The following is a 17,587-nucleotide window of genomic DNA, read 5'->3' as shown; positions in this document are numbered from 1 at the left end:
TTACGCGTCTAGTCCCGCGCGCTTTTTTATCTCGCTTAAAAACTCCGCTCCGCCGTCGCCAAAAGCCTCGCGCGGTACGGCGTAAAACATGGAATTTGCGATGATAACGACGAGGAAATTACCGACGTAGCGGGCGTTGCTGATGATGTTATAAAAATATCTGCCCTCGCCGAATTTGCTTTTTTGCATGAAAAACTCATCCTCTAAGATTACGCTTTTTTGCCCGAATTCGCCGTAGTTTGCTTTATTTATCAGCGCGCGAATCAGTAGCCAAGGCCGCAGCCCAGTAGCGTAAAGCACCGTCAAAAACGCGCCTATCCACGCAAGATAGGGCAAGATCGCCGCGCTTTCATAGCCGTAATCTTCAAGCAAGCAGTCAAGGTCGTTGATGTAAAATTTGACGCACAAAAGCGTGATAAAAATCATCCCGATAACAATCGCCGCAAAGTCGCAAAGGCTGATATAGCGCATAAATTTATCGCCTTTATAAACGATTTTAGCGACCTCGCGCGCCGTCTTTTTATACTCGGCGTTAGGTTTTAGCTCAAAGTCGGCTTTTAAATTTGACATTTACTTCCTTTAAATTTTGATGAGATATTATCAAATTTGGCCTAAATTTACGCTATTTTTAAAAACCGCCGCTAAAACGATAATTAAGCCCAAATTTAGTAAAATCACCGCTAAGACGCGAGGTCGCGTAATACGTTTAAAGGCAAATCATGCAAAACTCAACCGCGTAAATTCCGCTAAATTTAAACCAAATCAACCACCAAATTTAAATTTAAGGCAGAATCATGAAAAGACGAGATTTTCTAAAACTAGGCGCTCTCGCGGCGACATCGGCGCAGGCGAAGCAATTTAACGCGCTAGCACAGGCGATATTTGACGAGCAGATGGGGCTTTGCGCGAATAAATTCGGCGCGTTTTACGTCCAAACCATCGGCGGCAGGGTCGTTGGCACCGAGCCCTTTGAGGGCGACGCGATGCCGACGGTGCTAAATAACGCTCTAAGCGATCACATCCAAAACGAAACGCGCGTGAAATACCCATACGTGCGCAAAAGCTTCTTAGCTGATCCCTCAAATCCAAAGCCGGAGCTTCGCGGCAAGGAGCCCTTCGTGCGCGTTAGCTGGGACGAGGCGATAAAGCTAAGCGCTAAAATTTTAAAAGAAAACTTCGACAAATACGGCTCGGAGGCCATTTACGGGCAGCTTTATCAGTGGGGTAGCCTAGGCAAGCTCGGCCACTCGCAGCGCACCGCAAAGCGCATGCTAAACGCGCTAGGAGGCTACGTGAGCGAGCTTGGCGGCTACTCTTACGGCGCGGCGACGGCGTTTTTGCCTCATGTGACGGGCTCTATCGACCCGACGCATAATCCTACGCGCTGGGAGGGCGTGATAAAGGAGGCCAAAACGATCGTATTTTGGGGCACGAATCCCGTCGTCTCAAACAAGATCGCCACCTCTGTGCCGATGCACAACTCCTACGCCTACTACGAGATTATGAAGGATAAATTTAAAAAAGGCGAGATGAAAATTTACAGCATAGACGTTTACCGCAACGAAACGGCGGAGTATTTCGGCGCGCACTATCTCGCCGTGCGCCCATGCACCGATACGGCGATGCTGATCGGGCTTTGCGAATATCTTTACGAAAACGGGCTTTACGACAAAGAATTTATTGAGCATTACACGGTCGGGTTTGATAAATTTAAAGAGTATTTTACGGGTGCGAAGGACGGCGTGAAAAAGGATCTTGCGTGGGCGAGTAAAATTTGCGGCGTGAGCGAAAAGGAGCTAAAAAGCCTAGCCGACACGCTAGCCAAAAAAGACACGCTTATAGTCACGGGCTACGCGATACAGCGACAGCACCACGGCGAGATGGCGTACTGGGCGCTCATCGCGCTAGCTGCGATGCTAGGCGACATCGGCAAGACGGGGCGCGGCTACGTGATGAACGATCAGATGCATAAAAACGCCGATATTAGTTTCATCGCGCCAAAGCTTCAGGCCTTTAATCCCGCTGTAAACGAAAAATACATCGCCCCGCAGGGCAAGCTAGCCAAGGCCAAATACCACGAGATACCAAACAGCAGGCTCATAGACGCGATCATGGAGCCGGGCAAGCAGATCGAGCGCAACGGCAAGAAATACGTCATGCCGCACATCCGCGTGATGTTTAACGCCAACGGCTCGACCTTTACCCGCCACCCCGACACCAACCGCGCGGTCGAGGCTATGCGCAAGATCGAAGCGATCATCACCACAGAGCCCTTTTGGACGAGTACGGCAAGACTCAGCGACATCGTGCTGCCGTCTGCTCTTGAGTGCGAGCGCACGGATATAGAGTTCGCAAACTCGACTAGCGAGTACCTTTTTGCGATTAAGCCGCTAGTAAAGCCCGCGGGCGAGAGCAAGAGCGACTTTGAGATCGCGCGGCTCATCTGCGCGCAGTGGGGCGAGGGGTACGAGCAGGCCTTTAGCGAGGGTAAAACGGAGCTTGAGTGGGTGCGCGAGATCTACGAAAACGCCGCTAAGCAAGCCGAAGGCATGGGTATAGCGATGCCGAAATTTGAGGAGTTTTGGCAAAAGGGCTATGTCAAATTTGATAAGATCGACGAGAAAAAACGGTACTTCACAAACTACGCGGACTTCCGCGCCGATCCCGAGAAAAACGCGTTAAAAACCCCGTCGGGCAAGATCGAGCTCTACTCCGAAACGGTCGAAAAGCTAGGTTACGGCGACTGCCCGCCGCACGCGACGTGGATGGAGCCTTTTGAGTGGCTGGGCGGCGACGTGAGCAAGTATCCTATCGCCATCAGCGGTGCGCACTCTAAATTTAGGCTCCACTCGCAGCTAAACAGCTCACTCATCCGCAACTACGCTGAGATCGCGAACCGCGAACCAGCACTTATTAGTCCCGCCACGGCAAAGGCGCGCGGCATCAAAACGGGCGACGTAGTAAGGATCTATAACGACCGAGGCGAGATCCTCTGCGGCGCGCTGGTAAGCGAGCGAGCGCAAGATAACGTCGTGATCGTGAGCGAGGGCGCATGGTACGATCCGGCCGTCTGGGGCGAGCGCAGCCTATGCAAGCACGGCAACATAAACGTGCTAACCAAGGACGTACCGAGCTCGCAGCTCTCGCAAAGCAACACCGCGCACACGAGCATGGTGCAGATCGAGAAATTTAAAGGCGAACTGCCGAGCGTAACGGCGTTTGATAGGCCTGCGACGATAGAGGCTTAGGCTTTTACGGTTTAAATTTGAGCGGTAAGCTAGCCGCTCAAATTTGACGACTTTTTAAATTTATCCGCTTAAATTTAGCGTCAAATTTAACTCAAATTTGATCGCTTCAGCGCTTACTCCAAGACGCTAAATTTAAATTTGCTTTCAAATCAGCCGTTTTTTTGCCTAAAATTTGTAAAATTAGCCCAAAAAAAGGATAAAAAATGAGCCAAAAAACGCTAACGATCATCGACACTTTCGGATTTTTTTTCAGACTTTACTACGCGATGAGCGGATTAAAAAACCGCGAAGGCAAGCCAAGCGGCATGGTGAGCGGCTTTGCTAGCTTTATCATGAATTTACGCCAGGAATTTGCCAGCGACTATATCATCTTCGCGCTAGATAGCAAGGGCAAAACGCTCCGCCACGAGATCCTAGGCGATTATAAAGCCAACCGCTCCGAGCCGCCCGCCGCGCTAAAAGAGCAGTTGCCGGTGTGCATAGAAATGATAGAAAAAATGGGCCTAGCTGCCGTGAGCCGCGAAGGCTACGAGGCCGACGACATCATCGCTAGCGTCGTAAAGGAGTGCAAGCAGAGGGATATATTTGTACGTATCGTAACGCACGATAAAGACCTCTATCAGCTCATCGAGGACGGTAAAGTGAGCATCTACAGCCCCCAAAGCAAGATCGACCACGATAGCGTTAGCTGCATAGAAAAATACGGCGTTCCGCCAAGCTGCATACGCGATTTTCTCGCGATCGCGGGCGATAGCTCGGATAATATCCCGGGCGTCAAAGGCATCGGTGCGGTCGGCGCAAAAAAGCTGCTAAACGAATTCGGCAATCTAGAAAACATCTACGAAAACCTGCCGCTAGTGCGAAACGAGCGCATCCGCGGTATGCTTGCCGATGGCCGAGAGAGCGCGTTTTTGAGCAAGCGCCTAACCTCGCTCTTTGACGACGTGCCTGACGTACTCGATCTAAAAAGGGCGGAATTTCCGGCGCAAAATCCTCTCGTAAAGGTCGCCGACACTCTGCGCGAATACGATCTAAACCGCCTTTTAAAAGCGCTGCAAAATAGCGAAAACGCGGGCGAAAACGCGGAATTTAAGCTCGGCTTTAACGCGCTGCTTTTAACGGACGAGGGCGAGATTGAGAGACTGCTGGCAAACGTTGACGCGGACACGCTCGTGGCCTTTGATACCGAGACTACGGACGTCGATACGCAAAATGCCCGCCTGGTCGGCTTTAGCTTTTGCTTTAACGACGAGGAGGCCTACTACGTGCCTGTGGCACACGAGTATCTGGGCGCGCCAAAGCAGGTGAGCGAAAAATTCGCTGCTTGGGCGATAGGGCAAATTTACGAAGGTTGCGTGATCGGGCAAAATTTAAAGTACGATTTTAAGGTTGTAAAGCGAAATTTAGGACTCGAGCCGCCCGTAAATTTTAAAGACACGATGATACTGGCGTGGCTCATGGATCCGGGATCTAGCGTGGGTATGGACGCGCTAGCCAAGCGGCTCTACGACTACGATACGATCAAATTTGAAGACGTGGTAAAGCGCGGCGAGACCTTCGCGTCCGTGGCGCTGGAAAACGCCGCAAAATACGCCGCCGAGGACGCGTGGATAACGCTGAAATTTTACAAAAGCTTTTTAAATTTGCTTGACCCTGAGCTGCTCGCGCTCGCGGATACGCACGAGTTTGCGTTCATCCTCACGCTTTTTGATATGGAGCGTGAGGGCATCGCGATAAACCGCGAAAAAATGCAAAATTTGATCCTAAAAAACGACGCCAAGATCAAGGCCTTGACCGCCGAAATTTACGAGCTAACGGGCGAAAATTTTAATATAAACTCCGTTAAGCAACTAGGCTCGGTGCTGTTTGAGCATCTAAAACTACCCGTAAAGAAAAAGACCAAAACCGGCTACAGCACCGACGAGGCCGTACTAGCCGAGCTCATCGACGAGCATCCCGTCATCTCTAAGCTGCTCGAGTACCGCGAGCTATATAAGCTACAAAGCACCTACTGCGAACCGCTGTTAAATTTAGCCAAAAAGGACGCTAACAGCAGGATATATACGAACTTTATCCAGACTGGAACTAGCACGGGCAGGCTCTCGTCTAAAAACCCGAACCTGCAAAATATCCCCGCTCGCGGCAACCTAGCTAAGGATGTGCGAGGCTGCTTTGAGGCTAAAAGCGGCTTTAGCTTCGTGGGGCTTGATTACAGTCAGATCGAGCTACGACTGCTCGCGCATTTTAGCCGCGACGCCGCGCTACTTGGGGCGTTTGCGAACGACGAGGACATTCACGCGCGCACGGCGATTAGTATATTCGGCAGCGCCGATGGGCAAAACCGCGCGGTGGCTAAGAGTATAAATTTCGGCCTCATCTACGGCATGGGCTCGAGCAAACTAGCTGGGCAAGTCGGCATCACGCGCGCCGAGGCAAAGGAGTATATAGAGCGCTATTTTAAAGCTTTCCCTACGATAAAGGGCTTTTTAGAAGGGATAAAAACCGCGGCCAAAAACGAGGGCTTCGTGCGTACGCTGCTTGGTAGGAAGCGGCTGTTTGACTTTACAACCGCGACGCCGATGCAAACTGCGATGTACGAGCGCGAGGCGGTAAATACGATATTTCAGGGCTCGGCTGCGGATATCATAAAAATGGCGATGGTAAAAATCCACCCGCTTTTAAGCCCGCGCGCTAGGATGCTTTTGCAGATACACGACGAGCTGATTTTCGAGGTGCAGGACGGTTATGCACAGGAATTCGGCACGGCGGCGCAAAAGATAATGCAAGAAATTTATAAACTAAACGTACCGCTAAAAACGAGCCTAAACGTGGCGAAGGATTGGGGGGAGTTGAAGTAAAAATTAATGAGCTACCAAAAGAGATAGCTCATTGTGAAGTTTAAAAAATAGAAAAAACAAAAGACAACACAAACAAAACTGCTAGTCCAAATAGCATATTCGGGCGCTGAAATTTGTTTGCTGCTTTAAGTTCGGAATTTGGAATAACTGGGATAACGGTTGCAAGAGCTGCGACCGGACCGCCAGTTAGATAATATTGTAGCATCGCACTGCCGCCAGCGGCCATAACGGCTAGCGATAGCGGACTGGCTGTACCTAGCGAAAGGGCAGCTTGCAAGAAAGGTATAGTTATGGCTACGGATGCTGCATTGCTTTGCGTAACCAGCCCTGCTAAAGCCGAGACTAAAAGCATACTTTGAAGCGGAGCATGGGTAAGCATAGGAGTAAAAATATCGCCGATAACAGCAGCTAGTCCTATTTGCTTAATGACGCCGCTCATAAATAAAAAGCCTATAGTTGCAACCAAAGGGGTTGCTATTTTACTGACTCCTTCAAGCATATCATTTTCGCCTTTTTGAAAACTTAGAGCCTATAGAAGTATGGTAAAGATAGCGCTTGCTATACCTACGATAAAGACTGGATATCCAAGGATAAAACCTGCAAATAACATTACAAAAGGTAAAAAGGCTTTCCACGCAGGAATTCCGCTGTCATTTATTTCAAATTCTTTTGAAATTTTCTCCATCTCTTCTTTAGAGATTGAAATTCCCTCTTTTTTCTGTATTCTTTTTAGTCTAAATAGTGCGCAAGCAAAAACGCAAAGAGAAACCAGTGTGCCGATTACATTGATAAGGCCAAAGCCGATATTTGTAACGGCTATGACAGCGACTTGCGTAGGATGTGTAAATCCGCCGTAGTTACCAAGAATACCAGCGTGTCCGTGAATACCCGCTGATCTATCCGGATCTACGCCTAGCTTAGTGGATGCTGTTCCTGTGATGACGGCGGTAATCGCAGGCTGTGTAAAACCGGTAAGCATTCCGATAACTCCGGCGGCTATACCACCTGCAGTAGCAACTCCTGCACCCCCGCCTAGCTTGTTGCCCAGCCTTACTATGTTGCGAATTATAACATCCAAAAAACCGCTCGCTTGCATGACGCCTATAAACATTAAAATTCCCGTCATATCGGCTATTACTGGATTTAATCCTCCGTTAACCAAAGACATTAAAGAAACTACTTCTTTGCCCCCAGTAATTGGAAAACCAGCTACCAATGTGCTAATAGCGGATCCGACTATAGCTGTAGTATAAAGTGGCGTTTTACCACTTATCATTAACAATAACGTTAACACCATAACGCACTGTGCTGCAACTAACATTTTTTGCTCCTTTCATGATAAAAATTTAGTCAGAAAGCATTATACCACTTTTTTGATATATTATATATAATATTTGATATATAATAAAAGTGGTATAATTTCGTAATTTCAATAAGAAAAGGAGAGAATATGTCAAAACCTAAAATTTCAATTGGTGCGTTGGGCGGAACTATTTGCATGAGCGCGGGCGGTAATGCAGGCGGAGTAAAGCCTAGTTTTAGCGCCGCCGATTTGATTGCCGCTGTTCCTATATTAAAAGATATGGCTGAAATAAAAGCTGAAACCATATTAGCCTTGCCAAGCGGCAGCTTGAAGCTAGATGATCTTGTGTCAGTTTATCGATGGGCTAAGGAGCAGATTAAAAACGGCGCTGATGGTGTCGTAATAACGCAAGGAACTGACACTTTGGAGGAAAGCGCATTTTTTTTAAATTTAGTATGGGACGAAGCTTCTCCACTAGTAATAACTGGCGCTATGCGAAATGCTGATAATATAAGTGCCGACGGTGCAGGCAATATATATGCGGCGACAATTGTCGCGCTTGAACCAAAAAGTAGAAACAGAGGTGTTTTGGTGGTATTAAACGATACTATCCATAGCGCCAAATGGGCTCACAAGAGCAATACCTTTTCATTACAAACCTTCGTATCCGTAAATGCAGGCATTCAGGGGCTAGTGGTTGAAGGTAGTGCTAGGTATCTGTCTTGTCCTATAAGTAGAAAAATTTATCCTTTACCTTCTAAGGTTTTTCCTAGGGTAGCTGTAGTGCAGAGTTACTTGGATAACGACGGAGAGATTATTAAGCTTGTCGGAAACTCTAAATTCGACGGCATTGTTATAGATGGCTTTGGGGCTGGACACGTGTCGTTTGAAATGATGGATGAGATAAAAAAACTAAAAATTCCGGTTATCGTGTCTTCAAGAACCGGTAGCGGTATGTGCGCCACAAAAACTTACGGCTACAAAGGCTCTGAAATTGATCTACAGAATAGCGGATGCGTGATGTCTGGATGGCTATCTGCAATAAAAGCAAGATTGCTTCTTATGATTTTGATCGCAAATCAAGTATCGCCACAAGAGATTAAAAACGAATTTGAAAATTTTTAAATTTAAGCGTTTGAGCTATTTTAATATTACTTTTTTGTATAATACTTCCAAAAACGGAGATTTGCATAGATGATATATAATGGCTTAAACCGTCCTATGACTACTACTGAATTTATAGTTCATAATTTAAGTCAAGAGATACTAAACGGTAAAATAAAATCTGGAACCAGACTTACGCAAAATGAAATTTCAAAAAAATTTAACGTCAGTCAAACGCCTGCAAGAGAAGCTTTAAAGATTCTTACTACCGAGGGATTAATAAGCTTTGATCCATATAAGGGCGCTGTCGTTAAAGGGCTTTGTTATAAAGATGCAAATGAAATTTATGATTTAAGGATTTTGTTGGAGTCAAAGTTGATCACTGATGGATTTAAAAATTACAGTGAAGAATATTTTAAAAAGGCTTTAAGTATTCAGCAAAAAATAGAAAAATGTAAGGATGTGAATGAGTGGGCACTGCTAAACGCTGATTTTCATAAGTGTTTTTGGGAGAGTGAAATCGGCGGCAGAACGTTTAACATCGTAGAAACTTTAATAACAGCTGCGATCCCTTATGTCTCGCTATCTTTACTGTATAAAAAATCGCACATCGAGCTATCTAATGGCGAACACAGAGCGATATTAGAAGCTTATAAAGATAAAGACTTGGAAAAACTAATTAAACTTAGCACTAAGCATACTATCAAAACGCGAGAAATTTTAGAAGATGCGATAAACAGCGTCCTTTAAAATTTAAAGACAAGAACAATAAAACTCAAAAAAGACAGACTCATTTAAAAGCGCTTTAATTTACTCTAAACCTTGTGAATTTTGACGTAAAATTTAAAGCGCATTTGATGTTATTCCTGTAAATTTAACTACTTTATAAACCCTACCCACGGTAAAATTTCAGCTAGCGCCGCGTCCTTTTTCTCGTTAAATTTGACCTTATTCTGCTCGAAAAGATTGTTTCCGTGCGCGTCTATGGAGACGATGAGCGGGCCAAACTCCTTCACGCGGCACTTCCACAGCGTCTCGGGCATCCCAAGCTCCGTCCAGTCCGCGCTCTCGATCTCCTCGACCTGCGTCGCAGCCACCACCGCGCAGCCCGCGGGAAATACGCAGTGTATCGCGCCAAACTCCTTGCAGCCGCTCATCGTGCCCTCGCCCATGCCGCCTTTGCCCACTATCAGGCGCACGCCCGTTTTAGCGATAAACTCGCGCTCGAATTTCTCCATCCGCATGCTAGTCGTCGGCCCGACCGAAACCATCTCAAAGCTTTTATCGCCCGTTTTTCTGATGATCGGTCCCGCGTGCAGGATCGCGCCGCCCCTGATATCTAGTGGCAGCTCGCGGCCTTCCTCTACGACGCGTCTATGCGGTACATCGCGGCAGGTGACGATGTGCCCGCTGAGGTATATGACGTCGCCGATCTTGATATCCGCTAGGTCCTCTGCGCCGATCGGCGTGGTTAAAATTTTCTTACTCATAGCGCGAACTCCTTGTGCGATTTTACGTCGAAATTTAGCTCCGCGTCCCAGACGATATGGCCTTTGCGGTGCGACCAGCAGCCCACGTTTACGGCGACAGCTATGACGCTTGGGTGGCGAGCGCAGTTTTCTATATGTACGCCCATGACCGAGCTTGCGCCGCTCATGCCTTGCGGGCCCAGGCCGATTTTATTGATGCCATCTTCGAGCAGCTTTTCGGTTAGCGCGGCTCGGTCGTTTGGGTTTCGCGAGCCTAGCGGCCTCATCAGCGCTTTTTTAGATAGTAGCGACGCCACGTCGATCGAGGTACCCACGCCCACGCCGACTAACAGCGGAGGACAGGCGTTTATGCCGTAGCTGGTCATGATGTCCATGACGAATTTCACGACCCCCTCGTAGCCCATGCCGGGCATCAGCACGGTCGCCTTGCCGGGCAGACTACAGCCGCCGCCCGCCATATAGGTGTGTATCTCGCACTCGCTGCTACCCGGCACGATCTCCCAAAATACGCTCGGCGTGCCCTTGCCGACGTTTTTGCCGGTGTTATATTCGTCAAATGTCTCGACGCTGTTGTGACGCAGCGGAGCCTCGCGCGTCACTCGCAGTACGGCCTCTCGCAGCAGCTCCTCAAGCTCGCCGATGAGCGGGAAATTCGCTCCGCAGCGCACGAAAAACTGGATCACGCCCGTATCCTGACAGGACGGGCGGTCTAGCTGCTTAGCTAGGCGCTGGTTTTCAAACATCGTTTTATAGATTTCTCTCGCTAGTGGCTGCGTCTCGCGTTCGCTAAGCTCCCGCAGCTTTGCCGTCACGTCGTCGGGTAGCACCTTGCCCGTGTAGCCGACGAATTTCGCCATGATCTCGGTCATCTTTTGCACGGCTTTTTGTTTATCCATCGCTTCTCCTTTGTCGGTTTTTACTTTCAAATTTTTCATACACGCCCGCTAGGACGCAGCCCGCAGCGTAGCAGAGCAGGTCGGCAAAATCAAACGTCCCGCCGATCATTACTTTTAAAATTTTATTTTCTATGCCTAAAATTTGCACCGCGCCAAAATACTGCGCTAGCTCCAAAGCCGCCGCAAACGCGAAAATTTTAAGCGACAAATTTAAAGGCGGCGCGCTAAAAATAGCTCGCGTCAAAGCATAAAGCAAGATGACGGCCAAAACGTCGCCCAGGTAGTGCCGCACGAAGCCGCCTTTTGCGCAGATCGCGATGTAAATTTCAGCCGCTAAAATCAGAGTCGCCGCGGTTAAAAACGCTAGCCTCGTCCGCGCGCTTTGCCTTGTTTGCGCCTTTTGCGCGAGCTTTTTTGCGCCCTTCGGCCTAGCCTTTTGCTCGTTTAAATTTTCCTCTCGCAACGCTTTCCTTTTAAATTTAGCCGTTAAATTTGACCCGCGCGGCGGCGTAAATTTAGAGATGATTTATCAGGCTCGCGTTATACGCGGCGCCGAAGCCGTTGTCGATATTTACGACGCTCACGCCGTTTGCGCAGCTGTTTAGCATCGCTAGCAGCGCCGCCAGCCCGCCAAAGCTCGTGCCGTATCCCACGCTGGTGGGCACCGCGATCACCGGCACGCTAACAAGACCCGCGAGCACGCTAGCTAGCGCGCCCTCCATGCCCGCCACCGCGATCACGACCTTTGCGCCGCGTATCTGCTCTAAATTTGCGATCAGCCTATGCAGCCCGGCCACGCCCGCGTCGCTAAATTTACGCGCTTCGTTGCCTAAAAATCGCGCGGTCTCGTACGCCTCCTCCACTACCGCGCCGTCGGCGGTGCCGGCAGATACTATCGCGATGTAGCTTTGCGTGAGCGCAGGCTCTTTAAATTTGACGCTGATCACGCGGCCGCGAGCGTTAAACTCCGCCTGCGGCAGCGTCTCGCGCACCAGCTCGAAAACCCGCTCGTTCGTGCGCGTGATCAGGATATTTTGCCCTCTCGCGCCGATCGCGCTCGCGATACGCAAAATTTCATCATCCGTCTTGCCCGCGCCGTAGATCACCTCGCCCGCGCCGTTTCGCAGGGTGCGCTGAGTGTCGATCTTGGCGCAGCCCACGTCCTCGTAAGGGTAGTTTTTCAGGTATTTTAGCGCCTCTTGCTCACTCACGCGGCCGCTTTTTATTCCAGCAAAAAGTTCTAAAATTTCATCCTCTCTCATGCAAAACATCCTCTCTAAGCCCCTTTAGATCGAGCGTCACCTCCGCCGCGCCAAGCGTCACGAGCTGCCTAACGACGCTTTTAAATTTTGCGTCGTTTAGGAAGTCCCGCATGCTGGAAAAGGACATTTGCAGCTTTATATTTTTGCGGTCGCACCGCGCGCGGACGTTTGCGTAGCCGCTTGCGATGAGCAGATTTTCCGCCGCTTCGATCAAATTTAGCTCGCTCTCATCGATCTCGCGTCCGTGCGGTAGGCGCGTTAGCAAGCACGCGTAGCCGGGCTTTTCGGAGGTGGGTAAGCCCAGCTCGCGCGATAGCTCGCGGATCTCGGATTTGGTTAAATTTATCAGCGGCGAGAGCACGCCTAGCTCCTCTTTTGCTTTGAGCCCCGGGCGGTATTCGCCCAGATCATCGCGGTTCGTGCCGTCTGCGACGCGGCTAAAGCCAAGCTCGCGAGCGCGCTCGATAAGTCGCGAAAAGACCGCTTTTTTACACAGATAGCAGCGGTTTTCTGGATTGTTTTTGATCTCGCCTCCGACGCCTAGCTCTAAAATTTCGTGGCGGATGCCGTAAGTGCGGGTAAATTCCACGGCTTCGGCGATCTCGCGCGAGGACATGTAGGGCGATCTTATCGTTATGCCGATCGCTCGCGCACCCAGCGCGTCGTGTGCTGCGCGTAGCAGTAGCGAGCTGTCCGTGCCGCCGCTAAATGCGACCGCGAGTTCGCCAAGCCCGCGCAGATCAGCCTTTAGTTTTTCTAGTTTCGTCATAGATTTTTAGCGCCTCTTTTCGCACCCGCTCGATCGTCGTGCCGTGCGCGAGCGCCGCGGTCTTGCACTCGTCAAATTCGGGCTTTGCTTTTTGCGTTTGGCTGCTGCCTGAAATTTTAAGCCCTATCTCGCCGAATTTCGTCTGCACCTGCGCAAATTCGCGCTTTAGCTCGGTTTTAGCTACCTCTATCTCGCGAACGCCGATCGCCGTCGTGTGCGTAAATATCAGATCCTTTAAATTTTGCGCGTCCTGCTTGCGGCACAGCGCGTTTAGTTCAAAGCCCATGCGCCCTTTTTTCATAAAAATAGATCGGCTAAACACGTCCAGCGCGCCGTTTTCGCGCAGAATTTCGCAGGCAAAAGCAAAGCTCTCGGCGTCCATATCGTCGATGTTAGTGGAGATTAAAATTTGCTTGCAAAGCTCGCCGTAGCCAGGGCGCGCGGCTAAATTTCGCTCGCCGCTTTCATCGCTTAAATCCGCTTCGCAGATCATCGCGCGAAGCACGTTTGCAAAGCCCGCGGCGTCCTTGCCGCCCGCGCCGTAGCCGATCTTTTCTATCCTAAAGCTCGCGCCGTCCGTAAACTCGTCCGCGCAGGCCTTTAAAATCGCCGCTCCCGTTGGCGTAGTCATCTCAAAATTTGTGCGCCCTAGGCTTACTGGTACGCCTTTTAAAATTTCGCAAACGGCGGGTGCAGGCACGCTAAGCGCGCCGTGATCGCAGATCGCTACGCCGCCGCCAAGCTCGATTTTGGAGCTTACGACGCGCGAGACGCCGAGCTTTTCGAAAAGATACTCGATGCAGATCGCCGCGCCCGCGACGTCCGCGATGCTATCGATCGCGCCGATCTCGTGAAAATGCACCCGCTCTATGTCCGTGCCGTGAACTTTGGCCTCGGCCTGCGCGATCGTGCGAAATATCGCACCCGCTCTTTGTTTGCAGCTCCGGCTTAAATTTGAACTTTCTAAAATTTGTCTGATACCCGCGTAGCTTCTGGCGTGAGGCTGCGATTTTAGCGGTACGACGTCGATTTTGGTCGCGGTGATGCCGTTTTTTAGCACGTTTTTGCGCTCCAGACGAAATTCGCCGGCTAAATTTAACTTCTCTAGCTCGGCGCAAAGATAGTCAAAATCCACTCCGAGTCCCACCAGCGCACCTAAATTCATATCGCCGCTGATGCCTGCGCTCGCGTCGTAATATAAAATTTTAGCCAAACTTACGCCTTAGGCACCGTCATCGAGCCAAACGGCAGGATGATGATTTTAGCGTCCGCGCCCTTTTGCGCGAGCGCGTCGTCCACGGCCTTTTGGATGTCGTGATAGGGCTTTAGATGTACGGCTCGCATCTCATCGTCGCTAAGCTCGCTTACCGCCCAGGTCTGCGCCCAGAGCGAGATTTCGGCCATCTTAGCGGCCTTGTGATAGCCGAGTTTAAAGCCTGCGCTGATCTTTTCTAACACCTTTTTAGGCGTATCCGCGGATGCCATCAGATCAAAAAACGGCTTTGGTCCGATGCCGGTGCGGCACTTTGCGACCATTATTAAAATTCCGTCCTGCGCGAGCGCTAGTTTGCCGTTATCTAGGGCTTTTTGCGCCTGATAGAGATCGACGTCCATCGGATAGGGCGCGACCGAGATCACGATATCTGCCTTGCGCGGGATATTTACGCAAAATACCTCGTCGGCCTTTTTCACGCAGTCGTAAAAGCTATCGTTCAAATCGCCCGCGCTTGCGTAATACACGCCGTGCTCGCTATCAAGCACCGTCTGGATCGAAAAAACGTCGATGTGCGCAAGAACTTTCATCGCGTCGATCATATCCTCGTGCACGGGATTACCCTCTAGGCGAAGAGCTTGCGCGTCGGCGCTAAGAGCTAGCTTGTGGTTTTGCGTGATACTCTCATATGACGCGGTGCCAGGCAAAAAGGCCTTTCTGCCGCCCGTGTAGCCCGCGAAATAGTGCGGCTCGACCGAACCTATGACGATCACTTTTTTGGCTTCTGCTACGATTTTGTTTAGATACATCTGCGTACCGTTTTTGCTCTCGCCTAAAAAGACCATCTCGTCGTGCTTGGAGTCGTGATCGTGAACTTCGTTTTTGGCTCTGATCTCCGCGTAAATTTCTTTGCCGAAGATCATCTCGTATTCTTCCTGCGTGCCCTCTCTATGGCAGCCGGTGGCGATGATGAAAATTTTATTTTTCTCGCGGATTTTCGGGTAAATTTGCTTTAAAATTTTTGCCGTCGGCGTAGGTCTCGTGCCGTCGTTTACGATGATGACGATCTTTTCATCGCCCGCGATAAACTCGTCAAAGCTTTTTTGATTTATCGGATTTGCCAGAGCCTTTGCGATGAGCGCCGTTTCGTCAAATTTAGCCACGGGGTTTGGATCAAAAACGCCGAGCAAATTTTTCTCGTTTATCTCTAGATTTAGATGATCATCTTTGCCGTATGCGATAGGGATTTGCATATTTACTCCTTAAGCAGATTTATTAATTTTTCGTCTTAGGATTATATATCAAATTTTCTTTTAAACGCATTTAGATCGGTCAAATTTGACTAGTGGCCGCATAAAATTTGGTTAAATATATGATTAATGCTTACAAATGTATTTTTAATTTTTTTATTAGTATTTAATTTTAATATTTATATAATCGCGCCGTAATTTCCTAAAAGGAGAAAAAATGGAATTCCTAACCAGTTTGAGTGAAAGCACTCAGTTCACTCTCCAACTAATCGTAGTGCTCGGATGTTTATTCTATGGCGCTAAAAAAGGCGGTATGGCGCTAGGCGTACTAGGCGGCATCGGTCTTGTTATCTTGGTATTTGCATTCGGTATGAAGCCGGGCAAACCCGCAGTAGACGTTATCCTCACGATCCTAGCCGTCGTCGTAGCAAGCTCCACGCTACAAGCCGCGGGCGGTCTTGACGTTATGCTTCAGATAGCGGAAAAAGCGCTAAGAAAAAATCCTAAATTCGTCTGTATCCTAGCCCCTCTTTGCGGCTGGACGCTAACGGTTCTATGCGGCACCGGACACACGGTTTATACGCTGCTACCGATCATTTACGACGTATCTATCAAAAGCGGCATCCGTCCGGAAAGACCGCTAGCTGCGACTACGATCTCTTCTCAGCTAGCCATCATCGCTAGCCCGGTTTCGGTTGCGGGCGTATCTATGGTCGCCGTTTTGCTAGGTACCGGCACAGTTCATATCGACGGATTTACTAGCTACGTAGATCTACTAAAAGTCACTATCCCGTCTACGTTTATCGGTATGCTTATCATCGGTACTTACTCGATCTTTAGGGGTAAAGACCTAGATAAAGACCCTGATTTCCAAGAGAGGATCAAAGATCCTGAGCAAAGAAAATATATCTACGGCTCAGACGAATCTCACTCTCTAATCGGCGAAAAACTCCCTGCTAAACAGTGGAACGTTATGTGGATATTCCTAGCTACCATCGCTATCGTGGCGGTTCTAGGCTACTATAAACAACTCCGCCCTAGCTGGACTAGCGACGTCCCGGGTAAATCTATCGAAATCGTAGTGGATAAAAAAGTAGTTAAAAACATTACCGTAAAAGACGGACAAGTAGTCTCTACCGTAGATAGTAGCAAAGTCGTCTCAAACGTAAAAGATAGTAAGGTAAAAGACGCTACTAAATTTACTAACGTAGAAGTCCTAGATAAAGACAAAAAAGTAACTCAAACCATCATGCTTCAAGACGGCAACGTAGTTATTACTAAAGGCGACAAGACCGAAACCGTCGCAAACGCCAGCATCGTAGTAAAAGATACTATGAAAAAGACCGCTCCTTTAGGTATGGTCGATACGATTCAAATTTTCATGCTTTTAGCTGCATCCATCATGATGATCTACTCGGGCATCAAGGCTGCTAAGATCGCTCAAAACGAGATTTTCCACAGCGGTATGGTTGCGCTCGTAGCGATCTACGGTATCAGCTGGATGGCAGATACGATGTTCCACTCTCACATCGAGATGCTAAAAGGCTCGCTAGGAGAGGTGATGAGGGCCTATCCATGGATGTATATCGTCGTAGGTATGCTGATTTCTAAGTTCCTAAACTCTCAAGCAGCAGCCGCAGCGACGTTTGTGCCGCTTGCCGTTCAGATCGGCGTGGATCCAGGCATCATCGTCGCGTTTGCTACGGCTTGCTACGGATACTTTATCCTTCCTACATATCCGAGCGACCTTGCGGCGATCCAGTTTGACCGCTCAGGTACGACTAAGATCGGCAAATACGTAATCAACCACAGCTTCATCATCCCCGGCCTTATCGGCGTGTTTAGTTCGTGCGCAGTGGGTTGGGTGTTGGCTAATCTTTACGGATTTATTAAATAATCTTACTTTTAGACAAGCTGCTTTTAGCGGCTTGTCTTTTTGCCCTATACTTCGTTGGATTTAAATTTTACTCGGTCACTACCGACAGGGTAGCTCCCGTCGTAAAATTTAAATCCGCCTCGCCTAGAGCAAAAATACTTCGCCTTATCGTTTTATGTTCAAATTTGAACGTAAAATTTATAAATTTGAGTCGCCGAGACCTGTGCCCTAAAAATGTAAATTTAAATTTGCGACGCTTTGCGTCAGCAAAGCCAAGTCGCTACCTTAAAAGCGTCGTAGGGGGAGGGGGATTAAAGG

Annotated in this window: 15 protein-coding genes; 5 read left to right on the top strand and 10 right to left on the bottom strand. The window is 49.1% G+C overall.

From position 1 onward, the window contains the following. Positions 1 to 570 (bottom strand): YcxB family protein, encoded by a 570-nt coding sequence (locus RWM02_RS08040; protein ID WP_314070960.1) that lies wholly within the window; start codon positions 568 to 570, stop codon positions 1 to 3. A 224-nt stretch (positions 571 to 794) separates the two neighbouring features. On the opposite strand from RWM02_RS08040, the gene RWM02_RS08035 reads away from it, so the two are divergent. Next, positions 795 to 3,248, top strand: a complete 2,454-nt coding sequence (locus RWM02_RS08035; RefSeq protein ID WP_314070957.1) for a molybdopterin-dependent oxidoreductase — start codon at positions 795 to 797, stop codon at positions 3,246 to 3,248. Between the two features lie 203 nt (positions 3,249 to 3,451). Then, complete coding sequence (polA, locus tag RWM02_RS08030; protein ID WP_314070954.1) at positions 3,452 to 6,106, top strand: DNA polymerase I; 2,655 nt, start codon at positions 3,452 to 3,454, stop codon at positions 6,104 to 6,106. Positions 6,107 to 6,146: 40 nt separating this feature from the next. Here the strand turns inward: polA and RWM02_RS08025 are convergent, their stop codons facing one another. Further along, on the bottom strand, positions 6,147 to 6,605 hold the full coding sequence (locus tag RWM02_RS08025) for a hypothetical protein (protein ID WP_314070951.1): 459 nt from the start codon (positions 6,603 to 6,605) through the stop codon (positions 6,147 to 6,149). Positions 6,606 to 6,635: 30 nt separating this feature from the next. Continuing rightward, positions 6,636 to 7,427 carry a hypothetical protein gene (locus tag RWM02_RS08020; protein WP_314070948.1) on the bottom strand — a complete coding sequence of 264 codons (792 nt, stop codon included), beginning with the start codon at positions 7,425 to 7,427 and terminating at the stop codon, positions 6,636 to 6,638. A gap of 129 nt (positions 7,428 to 7,556) precedes the next feature. Between RWM02_RS08020 and RWM02_RS08015 the strand changes: the two genes are divergently transcribed. Further along, positions 7,557 to 8,534, top strand: coding sequence for an asparaginase (locus tag RWM02_RS08015; RefSeq protein WP_314070944.1), 978 nt, complete (start codon positions 7,557 to 7,559; stop codon positions 8,532 to 8,534). A gap of 69 nt (positions 8,535 to 8,603) precedes the next feature. After that, entirely contained in the window at positions 8,604 to 9,263 is a 660-nt protein-coding gene (locus tag RWM02_RS08010) for a GntR family transcriptional regulator (RefSeq protein ID WP_314070941.1), read from the top strand. 128 nt (positions 9,264 to 9,391) lie between these two features. Here the strand turns inward: RWM02_RS08010 and ttdB are convergent, their stop codons facing one another. The 7 genes from ttdB to RWM02_RS07975 are packed head-to-tail and all read right to left on the bottom strand — an operon-like array spanning position 9,392 to position 15,396. Further along, positions 9,392 to 10,003: a L(+)-tartrate dehydratase subunit beta gene (gene ttdB, locus RWM02_RS08005; protein WP_314070938.1), complete on the bottom strand. Its 612-nt coding sequence runs from the start codon at positions 10,001 to 10,003 to the stop codon at positions 9,392 to 9,394. After that, positions 10,000 to 10,899 carry a L(+)-tartrate dehydratase subunit alpha gene (ttdA, locus tag RWM02_RS08000; protein WP_314070935.1) on the bottom strand — a complete coding sequence of 300 codons (900 nt, stop codon included), beginning with the start codon at positions 10,897 to 10,899 and terminating at the stop codon, positions 10,000 to 10,002. The genes ttdB and ttdA overlap by 4 nt, the downstream gene beginning before the upstream one ends. After that, on the bottom strand, positions 10,892 to 11,362 hold the full coding sequence (locus RWM02_RS07995; protein ID WP_314070933.1) for a ribosomal maturation YjgA family protein: 471 nt from the start codon (positions 11,360 to 11,362) through the stop codon (positions 10,892 to 10,894). Before RWM02_RS07995 ends, ttdA begins: the two co-directional genes overlap by 8 nt. Positions 11,363 to 11,414: 52 nt before the next feature. Continuing rightward, on the bottom strand, positions 11,415 to 12,161 hold the full coding sequence (gene larB / locus RWM02_RS07990; RefSeq protein WP_314071021.1) for a nickel pincer cofactor biosynthesis protein LarB: 747 nt from the start codon (positions 12,159 to 12,161) through the stop codon (positions 11,415 to 11,417). Further along, on the bottom strand, positions 12,148 to 12,930 hold the full coding sequence (gene larE, locus RWM02_RS07985; RefSeq protein WP_314070931.1) for an ATP-dependent sacrificial sulfur transferase LarE: 783 nt from the start codon (positions 12,928 to 12,930) through the stop codon (positions 12,148 to 12,150). Before larE ends, larB begins: the two co-directional genes overlap by 14 nt. Continuing rightward, a complete protein-coding gene (gene larC, locus RWM02_RS07980; RefSeq protein ID WP_314070929.1) occupies positions 12,902 to 14,143 on the bottom strand; it encodes a nickel pincer cofactor biosynthesis protein LarC in 1,242 nt (413 codons plus the stop codon). The genes larE and larC overlap by 29 nt, the downstream gene beginning before the upstream one ends. Positions 14,144 to 14,145: 2 nt before the next feature. Next, the gene (locus tag RWM02_RS07975) at positions 14,146 to 15,396 is read right to left on the bottom strand and encodes a lactate racemase domain-containing protein (RefSeq protein ID WP_314070927.1); all 1,251 of its coding nucleotides are present in this window, start codon (positions 15,394 to 15,396) and stop codon (positions 14,146 to 14,148) included. A 214-nt stretch (positions 15,397 to 15,610) separates the two neighbouring features. Between RWM02_RS07975 and RWM02_RS07970 the strand changes: the two genes are divergently transcribed. Beyond that, complete coding sequence (locus tag RWM02_RS07970) at positions 15,611 to 17,290, top strand: anaerobic C4-dicarboxylate transporter (RefSeq protein WP_314070925.1); 1,680 nt, start codon at positions 15,611 to 15,613, stop codon at positions 17,288 to 17,290. Positions 17,291 to 17,587 lie beyond the last annotated feature (297 nt).

It is taken from the genome of Campylobacter showae, assembly GCF_963515975.1.
GTDB classification, from domain to species: Bacteria; Campylobacterota; Campylobacteria; order Campylobacterales; family Campylobacteraceae; genus Campylobacter_A; species Campylobacter_A showae_F.
This window is presented reverse-complemented; position numbering and strand designations above follow the sequence as displayed.